The sequence below is a fragment of the Thermodesulfobacteriota bacterium genome (assembly GCA_030583865.1).
In the GTDB taxonomy this organism is placed as follows: domain Bacteria; phylum Desulfobacterota; class GWC2-55-46; order GWC2-55-46; family GWC2-55-46; genus UBA5799.
Genome location: CP129479.1, coordinates 180,904 through 198,515 on the forward strand (window position 1 = coordinate 180,904; position 17,612 = coordinate 198,515).

Below are 17,612 nucleotides of genomic sequence, written 5' to 3' on the forward strand. Positions count from 1 at the left end.
GCTCCTCGGGTTAATGATCGAGAGCAAGGTCCCCGGCCTGCGGACGCCCCCTTAGAGGGCTTTCAGGGCGGCCAGGACCTTTGATTCTGAAGGGGGTTTGATTATGTAGCCCGATGCGCCCGCCTTTACAGCCTCCTCCACAATCGGCTCGTAGCCGAGCGAGGTGCACATGACTATCTTTAACGGCAGGTTCAGAGCGGATATGGCCCTCGCGGCCTCGATCCCGTTCTTGGCCGGCATGACGACGTCGAGTATGACGAGGTCGGGCCTGAGCGTACTTGCAAGCTCTATCGCTTCAGCCCCGTTCGAGGCCTCGCCCACAACCTCGTATCCGGCCCTTGACAATATGTCTTTCAGGGCGGCCCTGAAAAACTCGGTGTCATCTGCTATGAGGACTCTCTTTGGCGGCATGGTCTTCAGCTGAAAGCATCCTTAGCGTCTCGTCGTACAGGGCCGGCCAGTCGACAATGTCGATGGGGCCGGTCCCCGCGTGTATCCTTCCAGAGGTGTAGAGCCCTTTTTCGGCCGTTACCTTGCCTTCGATATTCTCCTTCCAGAGAAAGGAGACCACTGAGCTGCCGACGTCGACCCCCAATATCCGTCCCTTGTCCTTGAGCACTATGACCTTGTGCGAGGATGGCGGGGCGGACCCGAAATCGCCGAGCGCGGCCGGGAGGTCTATCACCGTAACGGGCTCGTTCCTGAAGGAGATTACGCCTGAAGCGAACCCCCTCCCGCCGGGCAGGAACGGGAGCCTCTCTTTTTCCACCACCCCTGCGACCGCGCTCGTGTCGAGCGCGTACCTGCCGAGGTCCAGGTCTATTACCAGCTTGTCTCCGCTCATGTCAGACCGCGAACCCGCCGGGGGCGAGCATACCTAACTGGATTTTGGACAAGTCCTTCCCGGACTTTTTCAACCACGGCCTGGCCGGAATGGATCCATCCGAGCCTCACAAACTGCCCGGCTGGGATATTCTTCGCGATTTGGCAATCCACCCGTGGATTGCCTGTCAGGGTGTTTTTAAACACCCTGACTAAAGGGTGAACCTGGCGACCACGGCCCGGAGGTCTTTTGAAAGCCCCGACAGCTTTTCAGACGCGGCAAGGGTTTCGCTTATCGCCGCCCCGTGCTTCTCGACGGCCGACTCGACCCGTTCGGTCGAGGCTACGTTTTCGCGGGCTATCTTGGCCACCTGCTCTATTATCTCGACGGTCTTTTCCGCCTTTTCCTTCTGCTTCTGCGTAAGGCCCAGTATTACCGTGGCCTTCTCGGCCACTTCCGAGGAGTAGTTGGTTATCTCGACGAGTATCTCGCGTATCTTCCGGAGGTCGTCCCTGCCGCCCTTCAGGTTCGCGGTCCCCTCGCTCGCCGAGGCCACGACCCGCTCGACTTCCATGCGGAGGTCCTTCACGATGGAAGAGACGTCTTCCACGCTGTTATTCGTGTTGTCGGCAAACCTCCTGACCTCCTCGGCCACTATGGCGAAGCCCCGGCCGTGCTCTCCGGCCTTTGACGCCTCTATCGTGGCGTTGAGCGCCAGGAGGTCGGTCTGCCTCGATATGTGCGTTATGACGTCGAGTATCCTCGGTATGTCGCCGAGCTTGTCCTTCAGGCGTATTGCCGCCCCCCCGGTGTTCTCGATGCCCCTGAATATGGTCTCCATTTTTTCCATGGCCGAGGTGGCCGCGGTCGCGCCCCTCTGCACCATGGAGTTCACCCTCTGCGAGGCGTTCGCGCTCTCGGTAACGCGGTCGGCAACGTCATCAGCGAGCTCTGACATGGATTTTACGGTGTGGGAGGCGTCGCCTATGTGGTTGGCCTGCTCGAGCGCGCCGTTGAAGATGTCCGAGGCGCCGGATATGACGTCTTTCGAGGTCTCGTGACCCCTGGCCACGACCGACGAGAACGATTCCTGCGCCTCGGAAAGATCCGAGGCGGTCGATTTTATCTGCGTGACGAGGGTTTTAAGGCTCTCGGACATGAGGGAGACAGCCTGCGAGAGTTCCGCTATCTCGTCCTTTATGAGCCGGGCCTCGCCTGAATCGAGCTCGCCCGAGCCGGTGAGGTCGCCCTTGCTTATCTTCCCCGCTATGGCGGCGATGCGGTTGAAGTCTCTCGTGAAATTGCGGGTAAACACGGAGCCCAGGACAAGCCCCGTGACGATGGCGACGAGGAAGCTCAGGGGCTGCTTCATCCATTCGGCTATTTCGAGCTTTTCGACGATGCCTGGCACGAAAGCCGCGGCCGCGACCACCGCGATGAAGCCGAGTATGAACTTGTATCCTATGGGTATCCTTATGGCCAGAACCCGCCTTTCTCCGATTTCGGCGGTATTATATGTCTCTTTCAAATCCATTGTCAATCCACAAGCGTTTTCCGGTATTTCGGACGTTAATGCCGTTTGCTTTAGGGCCGCCCGAGAGTCCCTCAGAAGTGCTCGAACCCTTCCCTTTCGAGCGCAACCGGGCTTCCGTCCTCGCCTAAAACGGTAACGGCCCTTGCCGCCCTTTTTGCCGGGACTATCCTGCCTATGGGAGTGAACGGGAGCGAAAGCCCCCTGGACAGCCTGGAAAGCCTGTTAAGGTTACTTTCAGGGGAGGTGAATAGGAGCTCGTAGTCCTCTCCGCCCGTAAGGGCGAACTCGAACATGCGTCTCCGCCCTGTCTGTTTGCCGAATTTTTGAAGCTCTTTTGAGGCCGGGAGAGAGCTCATGCTGACGACCGCGGCCCTGCCGCTCTCGATGCAGAGCCTTTTGAGGTCAAGGACGAGGCCGTCGCTTAGATCCATCATCGCGGTTGCAAGCCCGGAGGCTGCAAGCGCTTTTCCGGCCGATAGGCGCGGCTCGGGGTCGAGGTGTTTGTTTACGGATTCCCTGTAAGGCCCTCTTGCCGCCGCTTTCCCGCGCTCTCCGAGCGCCCAGAGGCCGAGCGCCGAAGAGCCGAGCTCGCCCGTAACGAATATAAGGTCCCCGGCCCGCGCCCCTTTCCTGTATACGACCCCTCCGGCAGGCGCCTCTCCGAAGACCGTAGTCGAAACCGTTATCCCGTGCCTGGATTTTGCCGTGTTTCCGCCGATAAGCAGGCACTTGCCCTTCCTGCCCGCCTCTCCGAGCCCGTCATAGAGCCCGTCGACGAACCTCTTGTCAGTCTCCGGCGGGAGCGCGATGGATACGAGGAAGAAAAGGGGCTCTCCGCCCATTGCGGCTATGTCGGAGAGGGATATCGATAGCGCCTTTCTGCCCAGGAGGCGGGGAGGGGTGTAGCTCTGCCTGAAATGGGTGTCCTCGATCAGTACGTCGGTCGTGGCAAGGAGGGCCCTGCCGCCGAGCTCCCTTACGACGCAGGCGTCGTCGCCTATGCCCTTTTCAAGGCGCGGGTGCCTGGCAGCGAACCTCCTGGCAATGGCCGCTATGAGGGCGTCCTCGCCCCAGTCCTCAAGGCGCATCCGGCTCTTCAGGGCCTTGCGTGCTTCCGGCCAGCGGGCCTGGCCTTTCTCGGCCCGGGCTTTTTCCCGCCGGGGAGCCTGTGCTTCCTGAATACGACCTTCAATACGTCATCCATGTGTTTTACGAATATGAAGTGTATCTTCTTTCTTATGTCCTTGGGTATGTCCTCTATGTCTTTTTTATTCCGGTCGGGGATGATTATGTTATTTATCTTTGCCCTTAGCGCGGCAAGGCACTTCTCCTTTATGCCGCCGACCGGGAGCACCCGGCCCCGGAGAGTTATTTCGCCTGTCATGGCTATTCCCTTGTCGAGCGGCGTCTGGGTGAGCGCCGATATGAGGGAAGCGGCCATGGTTATACCGGCCGAGGGCCCGTCCTTGGGTATCGCGCCCGAGGGCACATGGATGTGAATGTCAAGGTCCTTGTAGAAGTCCGGCGTGAGGTTGAAGAGGTCGGCCCTCGACCTGGCGTAGGAGAGGGCCGCGTGCGCGCTCTCCTTCATGACGTCTCCGAGGTGGCCGGTCAGCGTAAGCTGCCCCTTGCCGTTCATGATCGTCGACTCGATGTGGAGTATTTCTCCCCCTACCGGCGTCCACGCAAGTCCGGTCGCAACGCCTATCTCCTCGGATTCGTGCTCGGTCTCGGGCAGGAACTTGGGTATCCCGAGAAACTCCTGCACGAGCCTGGGCGAAACGGTCGTAAGGGTCGCTTTGCCGGAAGCCACCTTTTTCGCGACCTTCCTGCAAAGCGACGCTATCTCGCGCTCGAGGTTCCGAAGCCCCGCCTCCCTCGTGTACTGGGATATTATCTTCTTTATGGCCTCGTCCTGGACGGTTATGAGCTTTTTATTCAGGCCGTGCTCCTTGATCTGGCGGGGCACGATGAATTTGCGCGCGATCTCGAGCTTCTCCTCCTCGGTGTAGCCCGGGAGGTTAAGGAGCTCCATCCTGTCGAGGAGCGGCTCCGGGATGGGGTCGGTCATGTTCGCGGTCGTTATGAACATCACCTTCGAGAGGTCGAAGGGGAGGTTCAGGTAATGGTCGCTGAATGCGTAGTTCTGCTCGGGGTCCAGCACCTCAAGCAGGGCCGAGGACGGGTCTCCCCTGAAGTCCATGCCTATCTTGTCTATCTCGTCCATCATGAAGACGGGGTTATTCGTGCCCGCCTGCTTTATGCCCTGTATTATGCGGCCCGGCAGCGCGCCGACATAGGTCCTCCTGTGCCCCCGTATCTCGGCCTCGTCCTTTATGCCGCCGAGCGAGATACGGACGAAGTTCCTGCCCATTGCCCTGGCAATGGAGCGGCCGAGCGAGGTCTTTCCCACGCCCGGGGGGCCTACGAAGCATAGTATGGGCCCCTTTGTCTTTGGCTGGAGCTTCCTCACGGCAAGGTACTCTAAGATCCTCTCCTTGACCTTTTCGAGGTTGTAGTGGTCGGTATCGAGCACCTTCCTCGCCTTCTCTATGTCGAGGGTGTCCTTGGTCTGTTTGGCCCACGGGAGGTCCACCAGCCATTCTAAATAAGTGCGTATGAGGGCGGCCTCGGCAGCGTCCGGGTGCATCATCTCGAGCCTGTCGAGCTGCTTGCCGGCCTCCTTCTCGACGTCCTGCGGCATCTTCGCCTTCTTAATCTTCTCCCTGAACTCCTCGAGCTCCTCCGAGGGCTCCTCTATGTCGCCGAGCTCGTTCTTTATGGCCCTCATCTGCTCGCGGAGGTAGTACTCCCGCTGGCTCTTGTCCATTTCCTCTTTGGCCTGGGACTGTATCTTCACCTGCATCTGGGCGACCTGGAGCTCCTTTACGAGGAACTCGTTCACCTTCTCGAGCCTCTTCACGGGGTCGAGCGTTTCGAGCACGGACTGGGCCTCTTCGATCTTAAGGCCGAGGTTGGCGGCAACGAGGTCGGCCATCCTGCCCGGGTCGGCTATGTTGTCGAGGACCATCATGACTTCCTGGAAGACGACCTTCCCCAGGGTGGCGAGCTTCTCAAGCTGCTCCCTTACGGTCCTCATGAGGGCCTCTACCTCAAGGGAGAGCTCTGTTTCGTGCTGCTCTTCCACCTTCTCGATTGAGACGAGGTAGTTGGGCCTGGTCTGGGTAAAGCTGGCGATGTTTCCCCTGCTCAGGCCCTGGACGAGTATCTTGACCCTGCCGTCCGGGAGCTTGAGCATCCTCATTATCATGCAGACGGTCCCGGCCCTGTAGAGGTCCTCGGGGTCGGGGTCCTCCTTGGATATGTCCTTCTGGGTAGCCGTGAAGACGAGCCGGTCCTTAGTAAGCGCCGCGTCGACCGCGTTGATGGAGCGCTCCCGGCCCACGAAAAGAGGCACTATCATGAAAGGGAATATGACTACGTCCCTTACCGGCAGGAGCGGCAGCACGTCCGGTATCTCGAGCTGCTGCTCCTCTTCTTCTCTTTTATCTTCTGGCATTTAGTCTGTACTCTCCTTTTAGTCAATCTCTTAAGGCTACCTCTAAAAATGATTATTTTTCCTGATCTCTGTGTCAGGGCTGAAATAAAAATGCTCACATATTCCCATATATGCTGCGCTTTTTATTTCCGCCCTTCCTTGACCTCAGAAAAAATTCTTAATTTTTAGAGGTAGCCTTAAATGGATTCCACCGGCACCTTTTTCGTAGAGTTTCTCTTATCCTGGACCCTCGGAAGCGTTACAAGGAGTATGCCATTCCTGTACACTGCCTTTGCCCTGGCCGTGTCCACCGGGTACGGGAGGTCTATCGACCGGAAGAGCCTGCCGAAGGACCTCTCCATGCAGACGTAGTTTATCTTGTCCTCCTCGAAGCACTCGAATTTCACGGATCTGATGATGAGCTTGTCCCTGGACATGGTCAGGTCTATGTCTTCCCTCCTCACGCCCGGGAGCTCGACCTCGATTACGAGCTCGTCCTGGGTGGCGTACATGTCGAGGGCCGGCATGTGGGTTATGGGCTCGGGCTTGAAAAAGCTCTCGCCCTCGTCCAGGCAGTCGAAAAGGAAGCGGTTCAGGTGCTCTGTCTTTACTGGCGTCTTAGTCGGTTTTTTGGAGAATTTGGCCATAAATAGCTCAAAGGTGTCCTGAAACCATGCCCTTAGGCGAAAGCCCCTGAGTACGCGTCAGAGGGCGAGGCCCTTGAGGAACTTCCTCAAGTCGCCTTTCAGTTCAGGGCGCTTAAGGGCAAGTGAGATGTTCGCCTTGAGAAAGCCTAGCTTGTCGCCGGCGTCATACCTTGTGCCCTCGAACTCCAGGGCGTATATGTCCTGGCTGCGTAAGAGTATCTTGAGGGCGTCAGTAAGCTGTATCTCGCCGCCCTTTCCGGGCTTCGTCTCATCAAGCGCCGGGAATATGCCGGGGGTCAGTATGTACCGCCCTATTATCGCGAGGCTGGACGGCGGGTTGGACTTCGGCTTCTCCACAAGGTCCAGCACCTTGTAGATGCCCGGCGCAACCTTCTGCCCTTTTATCACCCCGTACATATGGGCCTGGCTCTTCGGCACCTTCTGCACGGCAAGGACCGAGGTTCCGAACTTACGGTTTACCTCGATCATCTGCTTCATCACGGGGACCTTAGAATCAATTATATCGTCCCCGAGGAATACCGCAAACGGCTCGTTATTTATGAGGTTCACGGTTATGCTTATGGCGTGGCCGAGGCCGAGGGGCTTTTTCTGCCGCGTATAGGCGAAATGGACGAGGCCAGAGACGTTCTCTATCATCCGGAGGAGCTCGTTTTTCCCCCTCTCCTGGAGGAGCTTCTCGAGCTCGAAGGAGGTGTCGAAGTGGTCTTCGATCGCGGTCTTCCCCATGCCCGTGACGATGACTATCTCGGAGAGCCCCGAGGCCTTGGCCTCTTCGACGCCGTACTGTATGAGCGGCTTGTCCACAAGGGGGAGCATCTCCTTGGGGATGGCCTTTGTGGCCGGAAGGAACCTGGTGCCAAAGCCGGCAGCAGGGAAAACCGCTTTCTTAAGCCTCATATCCCATCCTGTGGACGCCCGTCCGGGGCACAGCCGGGCAGTACGGTAATGTTTGCGAAGTTTAAGTCAGAAAAAATTACAGCGCGACTCAGGGAAAACCGTGAAGATTTTGCAGGAGCCAGGGTTTGCCATTGAGGGATGATAATAAGTTTTTCCTTATAAGTCAAGGGGTCGGGTCGTCAGGAAAGCGGGGTAAGCCCGGCGTACTTTACCGCGAGCTTTTTAACGCCCGAGGAGCTGAAATTTACCGTCACCTTCACGTCCTGGCCTGAGCCGCTCCGCTCCCTTATGATGCCCACCCCGAAGCTTGGGTGCGAGACCTTCATGCCCACCCTCCAGGGAAGGGCCTCTCCACCGGCGTCATTGCCGGGGCCTGAGGGGAAGTCCTCAGGAGAATAGTATATCTCATTAGGGGCCGTGTAGACCGGCTTCCGTTCACGGGACTCGCCTCCAAGAAACCTGATGCGGCCAGGGCATATCTCGTCGAGGAACCTCGAACGGGCCTGGTATCTCGTCTCCCCGTAAAGGGACCTTGAAGCAGAGGAGAAGAGATAGAGCTCCTCCTTGGCCCTGGTCATGCCCACGTAGCAGAGGCGTCTTTCCTCCTCCAGCCCCTCGGGGTCGTCAATGCTCCGGGAGTGCGGGAATATCCCCTCCTCCATGCCGGCGAGGAAGACGAGCCTGAACTCGAGCCCCTTTGCCGAATGCAGGGTCATGAGGGTCAATTTGTCGGATTTTTCCTCGTAGGAGTCTATGTCGCTTATGAGGGCGACCTGGTCGAGGAAGTCCGGGAGCGTCGCCCCCGGGTTGGCGGCCTCGAAATCCTTTATCGCGGAGATGAGCTCGAATATGTTCTCAAGCCTTTCCGAGGCCTCGTCCGTCCCCTCGTCCTGCCACATGGCCATGTAGCCCGAGTCCTCGAGGAGCCGTAACGCCAGTTCGTTCAGCGGCAGCTTCCCGAGCCCGGACCTGAAGGCGTCGCAGGCGTCGAGGAACTGGCGCAGCCTGGTCTTTCCGAGGAGGCCTCTTCCCAGGGCCGCCCTTGCGGCTTCGAGGAGCGGCGCCCCGAGCTCGTCGGCCAGGGATATGATCCTGTCGAGCGTTGCTTTGCCCACTCCCCGGGCAGGCCTGTTTATTATGCGCTGGAGGCTTATGGAATCGCCGGGGTTGGCTATCACCCGTATGTACGCGAGCGCGTCCCGTATCTCCATCCTGTCGTAGAACCTCGTCCCGCCGACGATGGTGTAGGGGATGCCCTCCCTTATGAGGAGCTCCTCGAATACCCTGGACTGGGCGTTCGTCCGGTAGAAGACCGCCGCGTCCCGGTAGGATATGGCGCGGTCCTCTCTCATCCTGGATTTCAAACGCGAAAGCACCCTCCGGGCCTCGTCGTACTCGTCTTTCGCCTCCTCGTGTACGAGCGGGTGGCCCTCGCGGTTCTCGGTCCACAGGGTCTTCTCCATCCTCCGCTGGTTCCGCTCTATTACAGAATTGGCGGCAGAGAGTATGTTGGCGGTCGAGCGGTAGTTCTGCTCAAGCCGGAGGACGGTTGAATCCGGGTAGTCCTTCTCGAAATCCAGTATGTTCGATATGTCCGCCCCGCGCCAGCCGTATATGGACTGGTCAGGGTCGCCCACGGCAAGTAGGTTCCGCGAGCCCGACGCAAGCAGGCCCGTAAGCGTGTACTGGGCCCGGTTCGTGTCCTGGTATTCGTCGACGAGAATATAGCGGAAGCGGTTCCTGTATTTATCCAGTACAGGCTCGTTTTGCCGGAAAAGGTTGATGGGTTCGCATATGAGGTCGCCGAAATCCAGGCAGCCCATCCCGCGTAGCTTCTTCTGGTATCTTGCGTAGACCTTGGCAATCCTCTCGGAGAAGAAGTCGTTCACGTGCGAGGCGTATTCCGTTGGCCCTATGTTCTCGTTCTTTGCCTGGTTTATGCGGGCAAGGACGGATTTGGGGGGCATGACCTTTTCGTTAAGGTCGAGCTCCTTCAAGACCTCTTTAATGAGGGCCAGCTGGTCGTCGTCGTTATAAACGGTGAGCTCGGAGGCGAGCCCGGCGGCCCTGCTCTCCCTGCGAAGAAGGCGCAAGCCCAGCGAATGGAATGTGCCGAGCCATACGGAACGGGCGCTTCCGCCGATTGTCCTCTCAAGGCGCTCGCGCATCTCTCCGGCGGCCTTGTTCGTGAAGGTAACGGCAAGGATGTTCTCAGGGGAGACATTCATCTTGGCGATGAGAAAGGCTATTCTGGAGGTAAGGACGCGCGTTTTGCCGCTCCCTGCCCCGGCGAGAATGAGGAGCGGCCCGTCGCCGAATGTCACGGCCTCGAGTTGGGTGGGATTCAAGGATTTTAAAAAAGGCATAATATTGTTTTTCTTAGAAATGCTGTCATTCTGAGCGAAGCGAAGAATCGCAGGTTGAGCTTGGCTACGATATCATTTCAAATTAACACAAAGGCGGGGGGAGGGCAATGGGAGAAAGGACGTTTTTGCAGTGCCTGTTGAGCGGGAAAGAGGCCTCCTCCCTTGAAAACCCGCCGTTTTTCTGCTAAGTTCAATCAATCATGGCGCTTAATGTGGTTATCGCGGCCCCTGAGGCCGTGCCTTTTGCCAAGACAGGCGGGCTTGCTGATGTCGCAGGGTCGCTTCCGGCGGCTCTCTCGCGCCTGGGCTTGAGGGTCGTCCTTTTCATGCCCTTTTACAGGCAGGTGGCGGACAAGGGCTTTGAGCTCGAGCCCACCGGCATAGAGGTGGCGGTCCCGATGGGGAGAAGGGTGGTCCGGGCAGAGGCCCTCCTGGGCCATCATCAGGGGGTTCCGGTCTATTTCATCAAAAGAGACGAGTTCTTTGACAGGACCTATCTCTACGGGACGCCCGAGGGCGACTACTTCGACAACCTTGAGAGGTACGCCTTCTTTTCAAGGGCAATCCTCGAGGTATTGAAGGCGCGGAATCTCTCCCCTGACATAATACACTGCAACGACTGGCAGACAGGGCTAATCCCGGCGTATCTAAAGGACATGTACCGGGGCGAGCCAATATTCTCAAAGACCGCCACGGTATTTACAGTCCACAACATAGCCTACCAGGGGCAGTTCCCGGCAAACCTCTATGACGCCACGGGCCTTAGCTTTCAGCTCTTCAACCCTGAGGGGGTCGAGTTCTGGGGGAGCATAAACCTACTTAAGGCGGGCCTCGTCTTTTCCGAGGCAATAACGACCGTAAGCAAGGCGTACAGCCGCGAGATACAGCGGCCCGAGTACGGCTACGGCCTTGACGGCGTGCTCCGTAAGAGGAAGGACGTGGTATTCGGCATACTCAACGGGGTCGATTATTCCGAATGGGACCCGGAGAGCGACCCGGCTATCCCGCAGAACTATTCCCCATCGGACATGAAAGGCAAGTCGGCGTGCAGAAAAAAGCTATTAAAGGCCTTCGGCCTCAAGGGGATAAAGGCTAAAACGCTCATCATAGGCATGATAACGAGGCTCGCGGACCAGAAGGGCCTCGACATACTCTCCGAGGCCATGCCCGAGCTCATGGAGATGGATATAGCTTTGGTCGTCCTGGGCTCCGGCGACAGGAGGCACCAGGAGGGCCTTAAGGAGCTCTCCGCCCGATATCCGGAGAGGCTCTCGGTCAGGATAGCCTTCGATAGCGAACTATCGCATCTCGTGGAAGCGGGCGCCGACGCGTTCCTCATGCCTTCGAGATACGAGCCGTGCGGCCTTAACCAGATATACAGCCTCAAATACGGCACTGTCCCCATAGTCCGCGCGACCGGCGGCCTCGACGACACTGTCCGCGACTACTCGGAGGAGGGCGGGAACGGCTTCAAGTTCAGGGAGTATTCGGCCTCAGCGCTCATCGATAAAGTGGCAGAGGCGATCGATGTATACTCCCGTAAAAAGGAATGGACCACGCTCCAGAGGCGCGGCATGGCCGATAACTTCTCCTGGGACGATGCTGCAGCCAAATACCTGGAGGCCTACAAGACCGCAAAGGCAAGGCTGCACAAAACTTAATCACGTCAAGCCTCAAAAACACGCACATCCGAATCCCGCCTTTATGAAGACCCGCGAATAAGCGCGCACCCGGGCCCCAAACCCTCCGTGGCACCCATATTGCTTTAATCACTTGTCATGAAAAGGATAGCCGTCGTGGATGATAGCGCCTCTGAAAGGCTTGTCCTTAAGGGTTTCATCGAGGCGGCCGGGTTTGCGTTCGATGGCGAGGGGGCAAACGGGCTCGAAGCGATCGAGATATGCAGGGAGAGGCGGCCGGACCTCCTGATTATGGACCTCCGCATGCCGGTGAAGGACGGCATCAATGCCGCGGAAGAGATAAGCCGATCCTGCCCGACGCCAATAGTGCTCCTTACGGCGGACGAGGACGGCGAGACCGCAAGGAAAGCGGCCCTGGCCGGGGTCATGGGCTATCTCGTCAAGCCGGTGAGGGCCGAGGAGTTAGCGCCGGTTATAGAGATGGCCATCTCGAATTTCAATGAGTTAAAGGCGCTCAAGGAAGAGAACGACAATCTCAAGAAAACCCTTGAGGCCAGGAAGATAATCGCGAAGGCGAAGGGTCTCCTCATGGAAAAAGAGAATCTCAGCGAAAGGGAGGCCTTCGGCCGCATAAGAAGGATAAGCATGGACAAGAGGAAGGGCATGGCCGAGATAGCCGAGGTGCTCATCATGGCGCTCGAAAAGGGCGGGAAGATTTAGCGTGGAGAGGGCGCTTGTCATAACGCACGTCGCCCATGAAGGCCTCGGCACATTCAGGAGGCCGCTTGAGAAGGGCTTTATCGTCGAGCGCCTCGATATGCACAGGGGCGCGCCCCTTCCGCCCAGGATAGGCGGCTTTGACGCGCTTATCGTCATGGGCGGGCCCATGGGCGTATACGAGGAAGAGAAGCACCCATTCATAAAAAAGGAATTGAGGCTCATCGAATCGGCCCTTAAGGAGAGGGTCCCGGTGCTCGGGGTCTGCCTTGGCGCGCAGCTGCTTGCCAGGGCCTCCGGGGCCAGCGTATATAAGGGCGGCGCAAAGGAGATAGGCTGGCACAGGGTCGTCCTCGAAGACGAGGCGGCCTCCGACCGGCTCTTCATGGGCTTCCCTGACGAGTTCACGGTCTTCCAGTGGCACGGCGATACCTTCGACGTGCCGCGCGGCGCCGAAAGGCTCGCCTCCTCCGCGCTCTTCCCCAACCAGGTGATAAGGGTCGGGCCGAACGCGTACGGAGTGCAGTTCCACTTCGAGGTCACGGAGGCGATGGTCAGGGAATGGCTGGCCCTTAATAGCGCCGAGGTGGCCGAGGCAAGGGTGGATGCCGGGGCCGTACTTGACGGGATGCCGTCCGTAATAGGAGAGGTCAACAGGCTCGGGAACATGCTCTTTTCGAGGTTCCTCCGCATGGCGGAAAAATGGTAAACGCATAGCCCTAACGGTATAAAAAATAAAGAACGGCTACAAGGGAGTGGCCATAAGCGAAAAAGGCAACGGCGCCTTCTTACGGGAAGTGTGCCGTTTTTTATTTGGCGCAAAAAAAATTCGAATGGAGGTCTTAAAGAGATGGGAAAGGCATTGATGAAGATTCTTCTCGTAGCAGCGCTCCTGGTCCCCCTGCCTGCGTGGGCCCAGGAGAAGCTCACGGCCGCGGACATCCTCAACGGCACGGAGCTGAATGGTTTCTTTTCCGCGGGGTATAACTACAACTTCAACACCCCGGGCGGTCAAGCCATCGACCTCCGGCCTTTCAACGACACCCACGACAGCTTCGCGCTCGAACTGGCCCAGCTCGTATTCCACAGGGACGCCGAAGAGCCGGGGAGCGCCGGGTTCAGGCTTGACCTGAACTTCGGCTACACTGTTCCGGCGGCCATTCATTCGACCGGAGCGAACAGCTCAGATGATTTCGACATCCGCCAGGCCTATATCTCTTACATGGCCCCGGTAGGGAAGGGCCTCAGGCTCGACTTCGGCAAGTTCGTTACAGACCACGGCCTCGAGGCCATAGAGGGATACGAGGGCTGGAACTGGAACTATTCGCGCTCCTTCCTCTTCTATTTCACAATACCCTTCACGCACACTGGGCTCAGGGCAACATACGAGGTAGACGACAGGATAACCCTCTCCGGCGCAATCGTAAACGGCTGGGACAACGTGAAGGACAACAACACAGCAAAGTCGCTCCACCTCCACGCGGCGCTCTCCCTTGCGGACGAGAGCACGGTCAATGTCAAATACATGGCCGGGCCCGAGCAGGACGACGACACCGGGAACTGGAGGCACCTTTTTAACCTCAATCTCTCGACGGCCATCGGCAAGGCGCTGGTCATGGCCGACCTCGTATACGGAAAAGAGGAGGACGTGCCCAGCATTGGCGACAGCACGTGGAGCGGGGTGGCCGGGTATATCCGTTATCCGCTGAGCGAAAAGTTCTTCCTCAACGCGCGCGCCGAGCTCTTCTCCGACGACGACGGCGCCAGGACAGGCACTGCACAGGACCTCTGGGAGTTTACAATCACCCCCGAGTACATCGTGAACGAAAACCTTGTCGTCCGGGCCGAGTACCGCCACGACTCCTCCGACAAGAAGGTCTTCGACAGCGGAAGCACCAAGCGCCAGGACACGGTTGGCTTTAACGCGGTATTCCATTTCTGAGCGCATTGAAAGAAGCCGGCAAGGCCGCCCGCGCCCATAAGGGGGCTTCAGAGATCAAGGGAGATCAGGAGGAAGTCGAAAAATGAAGAGCCATTTGAAAACGGTTATGCCGGGGGCCGCGCTCCTTGCGCTTCTCGCCTTTACCGGCGAAGCGGCTGCCGGAGAAGCGGCGATAGACAAGGCCGACACCGCATGGGTACTCGTATCAACGGCCCTGGTGATGTTCATGGTGCCGGGGCTCGCGGTCTTCTACGCGGGCATGACGAGACAGAAGAACGTCCTCTCGACCATCATGCAGAGCTTCTTCATACTCTGCCTCATAACGGTCCAGTGGGTCATAGTCGGGTACAGCCTCTCATTCGGGCCTTCAAGCGGCTGGCCCATAGGCGGCCTCGATTACTTCGGCCTCTCGGGCGTGGGGGTCGAGCCCAGGGGGACCATACCGCACCTCCTCTTCATGGCATTCCAGGGCATGTTCGCGGCCATAACGGTCGCGCTCATAACAGGGGCATTTGCAGAGCGGATAAAGTTCTCGGCGGTAGTCCTCTTCAGCCTCCTCTGGGCGTTCATCGTCTACGACCCGCTCTGCCACTGGGTCTGGGGAGGCGGGTGGCTGCAGTCGCTCGGGGTGCTCGATTTTGCGGGCGGCATAGTGGTCCACATAAGCTCAGGCGTATCCGCGCTCGTCGCCGCCCTCTATATCGGCAAGAGGCGGGGCTGGCCGAGGGAGCTGATGCCGCCGCACAACCTGACGCTCACGGCCATAGGCATGGGCATACTCTGGTTCGGCTGGTTCGGCTTCAACGCCGGGAGTGCGCTCGCAAGCGACGGGGGCGCGGTCATTGCCTTCGTGGCGACGAACATAGCGGCAGCGGCAGGCACGCTCGTCTGGGCCTTCCTCGAATGGGCGCACAGGGGAAAGCCCACCATGCTCGGCGCGGTATCGGGCACGGTCGCGGGCCTCGGCTCAATAACGCCGGCAGCAGGGTTCGTTACGCCGATGGCGGCCCTCCTCATAGGCCTTGTCGGGGGCGTCCTCTGCTACGCGGCGGTCATAATCCTCAAGCCTAGGTTTGCCTACGACGACACGCTCGACGTCTTCGGCATCCACGGGGTCGCGGGCACATGGGGGACCCTGGCGACCGGGCTCTTCGCCTCCATAGGAGCAACAGGCCTCTTCTACGGCAACCCGGCGCAGTTCATGGCACAGGCCATCGGGGCGGGCGTGACGATCGCGCTCTCGGTCGTGGGCACCCTGTTGATACTGCAGATAGTAGACATGACTGTAGGCATAAGGGTAACGAAGGAGGAGGAGATTCAGGGGCTGGATCTTACGCAGCACGAGGAGCGGGGATACTCGCTCTAGGCTCTAAAAATTGATCTTTTCCCCGTACTCTGCGTCAGTCCGGGAATAAAAATGCTCACATATTATCCATATATGCTCCGCTTTTTATTCCCGGCCTTCCGGGAAAAGCGGGGAAAATCTCTAATTTTTAGAGGGTGCCGCAGCTGGAGCTTTTTGAGCAGCCTGAATTAAAACGGAGGAGCTGATTTTCAGAATCACCTTTGGATAAAAAACGATCCGGCACAGGGCTGTGCCGGGACACAAGGCAAGGGCGCCTTCGGGGGGACGGGTCAAATCCGTATTCTGGGGCGCCCTTAATTTTTTCAAGGAGGCGTAAATGAAGAAGGTGGAGGCAATAATAAAACCGTTCAAGCTGGACGAAGTGAAAAAGGCGCTCGGGGATATAAATATCGAGGGCATGACCGTCTCGGAGGTCAAGGGCTTCGGCAGGCAGAAGGGGCATTCCGAGTTCTACCGTGGCGCGGAGTACACGCTCGATTTCCTGCCCAAGGTAAAGGTGGAGGTGGTGACGACAGACGAGCTTACGCCGAAGGTGGTCGAGGCCATCATGAACGCGGCAAAGACCGGGAAGATAGGGGACGGCAAGATATTCATTAGCCCGATAGAGGACGGGGTGAGGATACGGACGGGTGAGCGCGGGAGCGACGCCCTGTGACAGGCTGCTGAAAAAGTCGTTCTCCGTCGAAGTGCTACGTCGCTCGTAACTCCGGCGTACACGAAAAGTACGCCTCATTCCTCGCTCCCCTGTTTAAACGGGGCCTCGCATCTGGAGCTTTTTGAGCAGCCTGAATAAAAACGGAGTTTTTCAGCAAGCTGCTAAGAAGAAAAAAGAGTAACCGAGGAGGAAAAAATGAAAACCGTAATATACGCTCTTTTGGTCCTTGTTCTGCTGCCGCTTGGGGCCGCTGCGGAGGAAGCGCCATCCATCGATACGGGAGACACGGCCTGGGTGCTCGTGTCCACGGCCTTCGTGCTCCTTATGACCGCGCCCGGGCTCGCGTTATTCTACTCGGGCCTCGTGAGAAGGAAAAACGTCCTTTCAACGATAATGCAGAGCTTTGCCGCGCTCTCGATAGTGAGCATACAGTGGGTGCTCTGGGGCTACAGCCTCTCCTTCGGCCCGGACCGCTGGGGCCTCATAGGCGGGCTCGAGCTCATCGGCCTCAATGGCGTCGGGCCCGAGCCTGGAGGCTACGCGGCTACCATACCCCACCAGGCCTTCATGGTCTTCCAGATGATGTTCGCGGTCATAACCGTCGCCATAATAACCGGCGCTGTCGCGGAGAGGATGAAGTTTTCTGCCTTCGTTGCCTTCGCGCTCCTCTGGACGACCTTCGTCTACGACCCGCTCGCGCACTGGGTCTGGGGCGGCGGCTGGATAGGGAAGATGGGAGCGCTGGATTTCGCGGGCGGCACCGTCGTTCACATAAGCTCGGGGGTGGCCGCGCTTGCAGCGGCCATTGTGACCGGGAGGAGAAAGGGATACGGGACCGACCTCATGCTGCCGCATAGCCTCCCGCTTACGCTAATCGGCGCCGGGCTTCTCTGGTTCGGCTGGTTCGGCTTCAACGCTGGTAGCGCACTCGGCGCGAACGGGCTTGCCGCGACCGCCTTCATGGTCACTAACACCGCGGCTGCAGCTGCGGCCCTCTCCTGGATGGCTGTCGAGTGGCTCCACAGGGGAAAGCCCACGCTCCTGGGCCTTGCCTCGGGCATAGTTGCAGGCCTGGTCGCGATAACGCCCGCAGCCGGCTTCGTGGGCCCGGTATCGTCGATATTTATCGGGCTTGCAGCCGGTGCGGTCTGTTATCTCGCGGTTACGCGGCTCAAGCCGCTCCTCGGATATGACGACTCGCTCGACGCCTTCGGCATCCACGGCGTCGGCGGCGTCTGGGGCGCTATCGCGACCGGCCTCTTTGCCTCGACCGCGGTGAATGCGGCCGGAGCTGACGGCCTTTTCTTCGGAGGGGCTGGGGCCGGGCTCCTTCTTAAACAGCTCATAGCGGTCGGCGCGAGCGCGGCCTACGCCTTTGTCCTCACATTCATAATCCTCAAGGCGCTCGACTGGGCGATCGGCCTCAGGGTCGCGGAAGAGGACGAGGTGCAGGGGCTCGATATCACCCAGCACAGCGAGAGCGGATATTCGCTTTAGGGGCGCGG

The 17,612-nt window shown here is 58.8% G+C and carries 15 protein-coding genes; 7 read left to right on the top strand and 8 right to left on the bottom strand.

The window, feature by feature from the left end; genetic code table 11:
• Nucleotides 1–51 precede the first annotated feature (51 nt).
• The 8 genes from QY316_00900 to QY316_00935 all read right to left on the bottom strand — a co-directional run bounded on the left by QY316_00900 (nt 52) and on the right by QY316_00935 (nt 9,787).
• Nucleotides 52–411 (bottom strand): response regulator, encoded by a 360-nt coding sequence (locus QY316_00900; protein WKZ32996.1) that lies wholly within the window; start codon nt 409–411, stop codon nt 52–54.
• Nucleotides 380–844 (bottom strand): chemotaxis protein CheW, encoded by a 465-nt coding sequence (locus QY316_00905; protein ID WKZ32997.1) that lies wholly within the window; start codon nt 842–844, stop codon nt 380–382. Before QY316_00905 ends, QY316_00900 begins: the two co-directional genes overlap by 32 nt.
• A 190-nt stretch (nt 845–1,034) precedes the next feature.
• Nucleotides 1,035–2,357, bottom strand: coding sequence for a methyl-accepting chemotaxis protein (locus QY316_00910; GenBank protein ID WKZ32998.1), 1,323 nt, complete (start codon nt 2,355–2,357; stop codon nt 1,035–1,037).
• A gap of 71 nt (nt 2,358–2,428) precedes the next feature.
• Nucleotides 2,429–3,445 (bottom strand): thiamine-phosphate kinase, encoded by a 1,017-nt coding sequence (thiL, locus tag QY316_00915; GenBank protein ID WKZ32999.1) that lies wholly within the window; start codon nt 3,443–3,445, stop codon nt 2,429–2,431.
• 8 nt (nt 3,446–3,453) lie between these two features.
• Nucleotides 3,454–5,877, bottom strand: coding sequence for an endopeptidase La (gene lon / locus QY316_00920; GenBank protein WKZ33000.1), 2,424 nt, complete (start codon nt 5,875–5,877; stop codon nt 3,454–3,456).
• A gap of 176 nt (nt 5,878–6,053) precedes the next feature.
• A complete protein-coding gene (locus QY316_00925) occupies nt 6,054–6,503 on the bottom strand; it encodes an Hsp20/alpha crystallin family protein (protein WKZ33001.1) in 450 nt (149 codons plus the stop codon).
• Between the two features lie 57 nt (nt 6,504–6,560).
• Nucleotides 6,561–7,421: a UTP--glucose-1-phosphate uridylyltransferase GalU gene (gene galU, locus QY316_00930; protein ID WKZ33002.1), complete on the bottom strand. Its 861-nt coding sequence runs from the start codon at nt 7,419–7,421 to the stop codon at nt 6,561–6,563.
• A 179-nt stretch (nt 7,422–7,600) separates the two neighbouring features.
• A complete protein-coding gene (locus QY316_00935) occupies nt 7,601–9,787 on the bottom strand; it encodes a UvrD-helicase domain-containing protein (protein ID WKZ33003.1) in 2,187 nt (728 codons plus the stop codon).
• A 200-nt stretch (nt 9,788–9,987) separates the two neighbouring features.
• Here QY316_00935 and glgA point away from each other — a divergent pair, with 200 nt between their 5' ends.
• The 7 genes from glgA (at nt 9,988) to QY316_00970 (ending at nt 17,604) form a co-directional block, all read left to right on the top strand.
• Nucleotides 9,988–11,448, top strand: a complete 1,461-nt coding sequence (glgA, locus tag QY316_00940) for a glycogen synthase GlgA (protein ID WKZ33004.1) — start codon at nt 9,988–9,990, stop codon at nt 11,446–11,448.
• 117 nt (nt 11,449–11,565) lie between these two features.
• Nucleotides 11,566–12,147, top strand: coding sequence for a response regulator (locus QY316_00945; protein ID WKZ33005.1), 582 nt, complete (start codon nt 11,566–11,568; stop codon nt 12,145–12,147).
• Between the two features lies 1 nt (nt 12,148).
• Entirely contained in the window at nt 12,149–12,853 is a 705-nt protein-coding gene (locus QY316_00950; GenBank protein ID WKZ33006.1) for a type 1 glutamine amidotransferase, read from the top strand.
• 156 nt (nt 12,854–13,009) lie between these two features.
• On the top strand, nt 13,010–14,086 hold the full coding sequence (locus QY316_00955; GenBank protein ID WKZ33007.1) for a porin: 1,077 nt from the start codon (nt 13,010–13,012) through the stop codon (nt 14,084–14,086).
• Nucleotides 14,087–14,168: 82 nt separating this feature from the next.
• Nucleotides 14,169–15,452, top strand: a complete 1,284-nt coding sequence (locus QY316_00960) for an ammonium transporter (protein WKZ33008.1) — start codon at nt 14,169–14,171, stop codon at nt 15,450–15,452.
• 316 nt (nt 15,453–15,768) lie between these two features.
• Entirely contained in the window at nt 15,769–16,107 is a 339-nt protein-coding gene (locus tag QY316_00965; GenBank protein WKZ33009.1) for a P-II family nitrogen regulator, read from the top strand.
• A 195-nt stretch (nt 16,108–16,302) separates the two neighbouring features.
• A complete protein-coding gene (locus tag QY316_00970; protein ID WKZ33010.1) occupies nt 16,303–17,604 on the top strand; it encodes an ammonium transporter in 1,302 nt (433 codons plus the stop codon).
• Nucleotides 17,605–17,612: the final 8 nt, after the last annotated feature.

What these genes read in the sequence shown, in the direction of transcription:
- QY316_00965 (WKZ33009.1), top strand. Translation starts at nt 15,769, where the DNA reads ATGAAGAAGGTGGAGGCAATAATAAAACCGTTCAAGCTGGACGAAGTG.
- lon (WKZ33000.1), bottom strand. Translation starts at nt 5,877, where the DNA reads ATGCCAGAAGATAAAAGAGAAGAAGAGGAGCAGCAGCTCGAGATACCG.
- QY316_00945 (WKZ33005.1), top strand. Translation starts at nt 11,566, where the DNA reads ATGAAAAGGATAGCCGTCGTGGATGATAGCGCCTCTGAAAGGCTTGTC.
- QY316_00955 (WKZ33007.1), top strand. Translation starts at nt 13,010, where the DNA reads ATGAAGATTCTTCTCGTAGCAGCGCTCCTGGTCCCCCTGCCTGCGTGG.
- QY316_00910 (WKZ32998.1), bottom strand. Translation starts at nt 2,357, where the DNA reads ATGGATTTGAAAGAGACATATAATACCGCCGAAATCGGAGAAAGGCGG.
- galU (WKZ33002.1), bottom strand. Translation starts at nt 7,421, where the DNA reads ATGAGGCTTAAGAAAGCGGTTTTCCCTGCTGCCGGCTTTGGCACCAGG.
- QY316_00960 (WKZ33008.1), top strand. Translation starts at nt 14,169, where the DNA reads ATGAAGAGCCATTTGAAAACGGTTATGCCGGGGGCCGCGCTCCTTGCG.
- QY316_00925 (WKZ33001.1), bottom strand. Translation starts at nt 6,503, where the DNA reads ATGGCCAAATTCTCCAAAAAACCGACTAAGACGCCAGTAAAGACAGAG.
- glgA (WKZ33004.1), top strand. Translation starts at nt 9,988, where the DNA reads ATGGCGCTTAATGTGGTTATCGCGGCCCCTGAGGCCGTGCCTTTTGCC.
- QY316_00900 (WKZ32996.1), bottom strand. Translation starts at nt 411, where the DNA reads ATGCCGCCAAAGAGAGTCCTCATAGCAGATGACACCGAGTTTTTCAGG.
- QY316_00905 (WKZ32997.1), bottom strand. Translation starts at nt 844, where the DNA reads ATGAGCGGAGACAAGCTGGTAATAGACCTGGACCTCGGCAGGTACGCG.
- QY316_00935 (WKZ33003.1), bottom strand. Translation starts at nt 9,787, where the DNA reads ATGCCTTTTTTAAAATCCTTGAATCCCACCCAACTCGAGGCCGTGACA.
- thiL (WKZ32999.1), bottom strand. Translation starts at nt 3,445, where the DNA reads ATGCGCCTTGAGGACTGGGGCGAGGACGCCCTCATAGCGGCCATTGCC.
- QY316_00970 (WKZ33010.1), top strand. Translation starts at nt 16,303, where the DNA reads ATGAAAACCGTAATATACGCTCTTTTGGTCCTTGTTCTGCTGCCGCTT.